General features: G+C 69.3%; 1 pseudogene. It reads right to left on the reverse strand.

Annotation, left to right across the window (positions count from 1 at the left end):
• Positions 1-8,272 (reverse strand): annotated as a pseudogene (locus D7W79_RS34580) (amino acid adenylation domain-containing protein); the annotation flags it as partial.
• Positions 8,273-8,303: the final 31 nt, after the last annotated feature.

Consider the following 8,303-nt stretch of genomic DNA (forward strand, 5'->3'; position numbering starts at 1 on the left):
CGTGGGGGTAGCTCACGTCCAGGGGGACGTAGGCCGCGCCGGCCTTGAGGACGCCCAGGAGGGCGACGATGAGGTCGAGCGAGCGCCCCAGGCCCAGCGCCACGAGAGTGCCCGGACGCACGCCCAGACCGATGAGCGCATGGGCGAGTTGGTTGGCGCGCTCATCCAGCTGCCGGTACGTGAGGTGGTCATCACCGAACACCACCGCCACCGCGTCCGGAACCGCGCGCGCCTGTTCCGCGAAGCGCTGGTGGATGGAGGTTTCGTCGGGGAAGGGCGACCGCGTGTCGTTCCACTGAACCAGGAACTGGCGAAGCTCGTCCTGGGAAAGCATGGGCGCGGAGGCGAGCGGCGCCTCGGGATGGGAGATGAGCGCTTCGACCAGGGAGACGAAGTGCCGCGCCATGCGCTGTGCGGTGGCGGGAGCGAAGAGGTCGGTGTTGAAGCCGAGAGCGCCCTCGAAGCCGTCGGAGGACTCGAAGACGAACAGCTCCAGCTCGGCCTTGACGTTGTGGCCCTCCAGCTCCAGGCCCCGCAGGGAGAGCCCGGGGAGCCGGAGCGAAGGCATGGACGTGTTCTGCAGGGCGAAGAGGGCCTGGAAGAGCGGCGGGCGCGTCAGGTCGCGCTGGGGCCTCAGGTCCTCGACGAGCCGCTCGAAGGGGATGTCCTGGTGGGCGTAGGCGCCAAGAGACGCTTCACGCACCTGCTGGAGCAACTGGCGGAACGAAGCCCCCGATGCGACGCGAGAGCGAAGAACGAGCGTGTTGACGAAGAAGCCGATGAGGCCCTCGGTCTCCGCGCGAGTGCGGCCGGCGATGGGCGTGCCAACGCTGATGTCCTCCTGGCCGGAGTAGCGGGCCAGGAGCGCCTGGAAGGCAGCCATCAGGAGCATGAAGGGCGTGACTGCTTCACGCCGGGCGAGCGCCTTGAGCGCACCCGTCAGCGGCAGGGGCAGCCGCAGGGGCTGCATGCCACCGTGGGACCTCTGCACGGCGGGGCGGGGGAAGTCCGTCGCCAGTTTCAGCGGAGCCGCGTCGGAGAGGCGCTGGCGCCAGTAGGCAAGCTGGGTGTCGAGCACTTCGCCCTGCAACCATGAGCGCTGCCAGAGGGCGTAGTCGGCGTACTGGACGGGCAGCTCACGCAGGGGCGAGGGCTGACCTTCGGAGAAGGCCGTGTAGAGCGCGGCCACCTCGCGGATGAGGACACCGCGGGACCAGCCGTCGGACACGATGTGGTGCAGGGTGAAGACGAGCATGTGCTTGGTAGGAGCGAGCTTCAGCAGCAGCGCGCGCACGAGCGGCCCGGAGGCCAGATCGAAGGGCCGCTGGGCTTCGGCGGACGCCAGGCGCCGGGCCTCGTCGAGGGCTGCCTCGCCCAGAGGGCTGAGGTCCACCGTGGGCAGGGGCAGGTCGCTGGGGGAAGCGATGCGCTGGAAGGGCTGACCCTGTATTTCGGAGAACGTGGTGCGCAGGGCTTCGTGGCGGCGCACCAGTTCGGTGAGGCTCTGCCGCAGGGCTTCGACGTGCAGCTCACCCTCCAGCCGGAGGATGGACGGGATGTTGTAGGTGGACGACCCGGGGACGAGCTGATCAATGAACCACAGGCGCTGCTGCGCGAAGGACAGGGGCACCGCTTCCGTGCGCGGTGCCGGCACCAGCGGAGGGGCCTGGAAGGTATGCGCCTGTCGCGCGGCCTCGATGCGGAGGGCGAAAGCCGCGATGGTGGGGGCCTCGAAGAGCGCGCGCAGCGGCACTTCCACGCCGAAGGCGGCACGGATGCGGGAGACCAACTGCGTGGCCAGCAGCGAGTGGCCGCCGAGAGCGAAGAAGTCCTCCGCGATACCGACACGCTCCACGCGCAGCACTTCGGCCCAGAGGGACGCGAGCAGTTCCTCGGTGGGAGTGGTCGGTGAGACGTACCCGGTGGAGGAGGCAGCTGCCTGCGGGATGGGCAGCGCCTTGCGGTCGACCTTGCCGTTGGGAGTGAGGGGCAGGGCCTCCAGGAAGACGAAGGCGGAGGGCACCATGTACTCGGGCAGCCGCTGCTTCAGGCTCTCACGGAGCGCGGACACGTCCTGGGTATTCGCGACGACGTAGGCGACCAGGCGAGTGTCGCCGGGGGAGTCCTCGCGAGCCACGACGACGGCTTCGTTCACGGAAGGAAGCGACCGCAGCACGGTGGCGACTTCGCCGGGCTCCACGCGGAAGCCACGCACCTTCACCTGGAAGTCCACGCGGCCGAGGAACTCCACGCGGCCATCCGCGAGCCAGCGCACGCGGTCCCCCGTGCGGTACATGCGAGCGCCGGGAGAAGGGCTGAAGGGGTCCGGCAGGTAGCGCTCGGCCGTGAGGTCAGGCCGGGCGAGGTAGCCACGAGTCACCTGCGCGCCACCGACGAAGAGTTCGCCGGGGACACCCAGTGGAGTGGGCCGCAGCGAAGCGTCCAGGACGTAGAGGCGGGAGTGCGCCAGCGGCCAGCCGAGCGGCACGGAGGCGGGAGCCGGATTTGCCGGAGGCAGCTGCACACGGCCTGCGAGCACGCCGACGGTCGTCTCAGTGGGGCCGTAGTGGTTGTGCACCTCGCAGTTCGGAGCGAGAGCATGGACAGACTGGAGCAGGGCCCAGGTGGATGACTCACCACCGAGCACCAGACGCTTGCGAGGCAGGACGAGGCGAGGCTCGGGCGCGGTGAGGAGGGCGGCCAGGTGCGAAGGCACCACCTTCATGCAGTCGATGGGGTGGCGCGCGAAGTAGTCGGCCAGGGCTGCGGGACTGGAAGCGCACTCCTGGGAGAGGACGTGGAGCAGGCCACCGGTGGTGAGGGCGGGGAAGAGGACGGTGTTGCCCAGGTCGGCGACGAAGGTGGAGACGAGGGCAAAGCTGGAGCAAGCCTCCAGCCCCAGGCGCTGCGTCACTGAATCGACGTAGGTGGAAAGCTGGGAGTGGGCGACGGCAACGCCCTTGGGCCTGCCGGTGGAGCCGGAGGTGAAGAGGACGTAGGCAAGGGAGTCCGGATGCGCCTCATGAGCGGGCGCATCGGTGCGCAGGCGCGAAAGCACGGAGGCGTCTTCATCCAGGCGAACGACGTGCGCGAAAGAGGACGCGTGGCGAGCCACCGTAATGACGACAGGCGCGGCGACTTCCTGCACCAGGGACTGCAAGCGCAAGGCAGGCTGAGCCGGATCCAGCGGCACGTAGGCAGCGCCGGCCTTCCAGACGCCCAGCAAGGCAACGACGGTTTCAACGGAGCGCTCCAGGCACAGCGCGACGCACGAGTCGGTGCCGACGCCGAGTGAACGCAGGTGCCAGGCCAATTGGTTGGCGCGTGCATCCAGCTCTCCGTAGCTGAGCACCTGTCCGTCGCACGCCACGGCGGGCGCATCCGGATGGAGGGCAGCGCGCTGCTCGAAGAGGGAGTGCACGTTGCGAGGCGCAGGAAGGGGCGCCTCGGTGGAGACGAAGTCCTGAAGCAGCAGCTTCTTCTCGGCGTCCGTCAGCAGGGGCAGCTCGCTGACAAGCATTCCAGGAGAGGCAAGCGCGGCCTCCAGCAGGACGCGCAGGTGGTCCACCATGCGGGAGACGGTGGACGACTCGAACAGGTCCGTGCGGTAGCCAAGAGCTCCCGTGAGGCCCTGGGGTGTCTGCGTCAGGGAGAGCCGCAGGTCGAACTTGGTGGATTCGAAGTCCTGCTCCAGGGGCCGGAAGGTCAGGCCCGCGAGACTCAGCTCCGTGGCAGGCATGTTCTGCAACACGAGCATGACCTGGAACAGCGGCGAGTGGCTCAGGCTGCGCTGCGGTTGCAGCTCCTCGACCAGCTTCTCGAACGGCAGGTGCTGGTGTTCGTAGGCGGCCAGGGTGGTGTCACGCACCTGGGCCACGAGCTGGCGGAACGAAGCCGCGGGCTGCACGTTCGAACGCAACACGAGCGTGTTGACGAAGAAGCCGATGAGGCCCTCAGTCTCCGCGCGAGTGCGGCCGGCGATGGGAGAGCCGACGGAGACATCTTCCTGGCCGGAGTAGCGCGACAGCAGCACCTGGAAGGCGGCCAGCAGGGCCATGAAGGGCGTGACGCCCTCGCGCTGGCAGAAGTCGGACAGTGCCTCCGACAACGACAGAGGCAGGTGCACGGGCAGGGAGGCACCACGCTGGGACTGCACGGCGGGACGCGGCTTGTCCGTGGGCAGCTCCAGCAGGGCGGGAGCACCGGAGAGCTGCTGCTTCCAGTAGTCCAGCTGCGCCCCGAGCGCATCGCCTTGCAGCCACGAGCGCTGCCAGACGGCGAAGTCGGCATACTGCAAGGGCAGTTCGGGAAGCGGTGAAGGCCTGCTCTGGACGAAGGCCGCATAGAGCGCGGCCACCTCGCGCACGAGCACGCCGCGAGACCATCCGTCCGAGACGATGTGATGCAGCGTCACGAGCAGCACGTGCTGCTGCTCGGTGAGCTTCAGGAGCGAGGCGCGCAGCAGCGGGCCCCGGGTGAGGTCGAAGGGGCGCAGCGCTTCCGCGGCGGCGAGCCGCTGGGCTTCCGCCTGACGCGCGTCCTCGGCGAGGTGCTCCAGGTCCACCCGGTCCAGGACGAAGTCCACGGTGGAATGGATGCGCTGGATGGGCTCGCCCGCTTGCGCGTGGAAGGTGGTGCGCAGGGACTCGTGACGACGGATGAGTTCGTGGAAGGCGCGCTCCAGGGCGGAGACATCGGCTGGGCCCTCCAGGCGCAGCGCGTACGGCATGTTGTACGTGGCCGTTCCGGACTGGAGCTGATCCAGGAACCAGAGCCGCTGCTGCGCGAAGGACAGCGGCAGCTCTCCCGTGCGAGGAACAGCGACCAGGGGCGGAGCCAGAAGTCCGGATGTCCGGGCCCTGGCGTCATCGATGCGGCGCGCGAGGCCTGTCAGGCTCGGGGCTTCGAAGACGGAGCGCAGGGGCAACTCCACGTCGAAAGCCGCGCGCACGCGAGCCACGAGCTGCGTGGCCAGCAGGGAGTGTCCGCCCAGCTCGAAGAAGTGGTCGCTGGCGCCCACGCGGGGAAGGCGCAGCACCTCGGCCCAGATGGAAGCGAGCTTCTCCTCGGTAGGAGTGCTCGGGGCGACGTAGGCGGAGGCGGAGGCGGAGGTGGTGGCCTCGGGAACGGGCAGGGCCTTGCGGTCCACCTTGCCGTTGGGAGTGAGGGGCAGGGCCTCCAGGAAGACGAAGGCGGAGGGCACCATGTACTCGGGCAGCCGCTGCTTCAGACTCTCACGGAGCGCGGACACATCCGTGGAGTCCGAAACGACGTAGGCGACGAGGCGGGCCTCGCCGGGAGAGTCCTGGCGAGCCACGACGACGGCTTCATGCACGGAGGGAAGTGCACGAAGCACGGTGGCGATTTCACCGGGCTCCACGCGGAAGCCACGCACCTTCACCTGGAAGTCGACGCGGCCGAGGAACTCCACGCGGCCGTCCGCGAGCCAGCGCACGCGGTCACCCGTGCGGTACATGCGAGCGCCGGGAGAAGGGCTGAAGGGGTCCGGCACGTAGCGCTCGGCCGTGAGGTCAGGCCGGGCGAGGTAGCCGCGAGTCACCTGCGCGCCGCCGACGAAGAGTTCGCCGGGGACACCGAGAGGCGTGGGCCGCAGCGAAGCATCCAGCACGTAGAGGCGGGAGTGCGCCAGCGGCCAGCCCAGCGGGACGGAGGCGGGAGCCGGATTTGCCGGAGGCAGCTGCACACGGCCTGCGAGCACGCCGACGGTCGTCTCAGTGGGGCCGTAGTGGTTGTGCACCTCGCAGTCCGGAGCCAGGGCATGGACGGACTGGAGCAGGGCCCAGGTGGAGGATTCACCACCGAGCACCAGGCGCTTGCGAGGCAGGACGTGGCGAGGCTCGGGCGCGGTGAGCAATGCGGCCAGGTGCGAAGGCACCACCTTCATGCAGTCGATGGGGTGACGCGCGAAGTAGTCGGCCAGGGCCGCCGGGCTGGAAGCGCACTCCTGGGAGAGGACGTGGAGCAGGCCACCGGTAGTGAGGGCGGGGAAGAGGACGGTGTTGCCCAGGTCGGCGACGAAGGTGGAGACGAGGGCAAAGCTGGAGCAAGCCTCCAGCCCCAGGCGCTGCGTCACTGAATCGACGTAGGTGGAAAGCTGCGCGTGAGCGACAGCGACGCCCTTGGGCCTGCCGGTGGAGCCCGAAGTGAAGAGGACGTAGGCAAGGGAGTCCAGATGCGCCTCACCCGGCGGTGCGTCGGTGCGCAGCCGGGAGAGGGTTGCAGCGTCTTCATCCAGGCGAACGACATGCGCGCTGGAAGAGGCAAACGCGGAGGCATGACGGGCCACCGTAATGACGACAGGCGCGGCGACTTCCTGCACGAGGGACTGCAAGCGCAAGGCGGGCTGGGCCGGGTCCAGCGGCACGTAGGCCCCGCCGGCCTTCCAGACGCCCAGCAATGCAACGACGGTTTCAACGGAGCGCTCCAGGCACAGCGCGACGCACGAGTCAGTGCTGACGCCCAGGGAGCGCAGATGCCAGGCCAACTGGTTGGCGCGTGCATCCAGCTCTCCGTAGGTGAGCACCTGGCCATCGCACGCCACGGCGGGCGCAGCCGGATGGAGGGCAGCGCGCTGCTCGAAGAGGGCGTGCACGCCGCGAGGCGGGGGAAGCGGCGCCTCGGTGGAGACGAAATCCGTGAGGAGCAGCTTCTTCTCCGCATCCGTCAGCAGCGGCAACTCACTGACGCGTGAGTCAGGCGAAGCCAGCGCGGCCTCCAGCAGGACGCGCAGGTGCTCCACCATGCGCGTGACAGTGGCCTGCGCGAAGAGGTCGGTGCGGTAGCCCAGGGTGCCGGTGAGGCCGTGAGGCGTCTGGGCAAGCGACAAGGTGAGGTCCGACTTGGTGGCCTCGAAGTCACGCGCAAGGGGCTGGAAGGACAGGCCCGCGAGACTCAGCTCCGAGGCCGGCGCGTTCTGCAGCACGAGCATGACCTGGAACAGCGGCGAGTGGCTCAGACTGCGCTGCGGTTGCAGCTCCTCGACGAGCTTCTCGAAGGGCAGGTGCTGGTGCTCGTAGGCGGCCAGGGTGGTGTCGCGCACCTGGGCCAGGAGCTGTCGGAACGACGCATCCGGCGCGACGTGGGAGCGCAGGACGAGGGTGTTGATGAAGAGGCCGATGAGGCCCTCGGTCTCCCCCCGGGTGCGGCCGGCGATGGGCGTGCCGACGGAGACGTCCTCCTGGCCGGAGTAGCGCGACAGCAGCACCTGGAAGGCAGCCAGCAGGGCCATGAAGGGCGTGACGCCTTCACGCTGGCAGAAGTCCGTGAGCGCATCGGACAGCGGCAGGTGCACCGGCAGGGACGCACCGCGCTGGGACTGCACGGCGGGACGCGGCTTGTCGGTAGGCAGCTCCAGCAGCGCGGGAGCGCCGGTGAGCTGCTGCTTCCAGTAGCCCAGCTGCGCCTCGAGCACCTCCCCCTGCAACCACGAGCGCTGCCAGGCCGCGTAGTCCGCGTACTGGACAGGCAGCGGGGCCACCTCCGGCGACTGTCCCTCGCGGAACGCCTCGTAGAAGGCGACAAGCTCGCGCACGAGCACGCCCATGGACCAGCCGTCGGAGACGATGTGGTGCATCGTCAGCAGCAGCACGTGCTCGGTGGCCGCGAGCCTCAGCAACTGGACGCGCAGCAGCGGTCCTTGCGCGAGATCGAACGGACGCACGGCCTCGGCAGAGGCCAGTCGCCGGGACTCCTCCAGCGCCGCGTCCCCCATGGCGCTCAAGTCCACCACGGGCAGGGAGAAGTCGACGGTGGGGTGGATGACCTGGACGGGCTCGGGCTGCCGTGGCGCGAAGGTGGTGCGAAGGGGCTCGTGCCGTTCGATGAGGGCGCGGAAGGCCTGCTCCAATGCCGCGACGTCCACGACCCCCTGCATCCGCAGGGCGGTGGGAATGTTGTAGGCGAGGCTCCCAGGCTCGAGCTGATCAATCAGCCACAGCCGCTGCTGCGCGAAGGACAACGGCAGGTCCCCCGTGCGAGGCACCGGAGTCAACGCAGGCCCTTCCTTCTCGGAAGCCCGCGGCCCGGCCTCGTCGATGCGCCGGGCGAGCGCCGCCAGGGTGGGCGCCTCGAAGAAGGTGCGCAGGGGCAGCTCCACGCCGAAGGCCCCGAGCACGCGCGAGACGAGCTGGGTGGCCAGCAGCGAGTGCCCTCCCATCTCGAAGAAGTCGTCCTCCGCGCCGATGCGCTCGACGCGAAGCACCTCGGTCCAGAGGGCCGCGAGCTTCTGCTCGGTGGGGGTCGTCGGGGGCACGTACCGTCCCGGCTCCAACGCGGTCGCAGTG

Source organism: Corallococcus exercitus, assembly GCF_003611585.1.
Classification (GTDB): Bacteria; Myxococcota; Myxococcia; order Myxococcales; family Myxococcaceae; genus Corallococcus; species Corallococcus exercitus.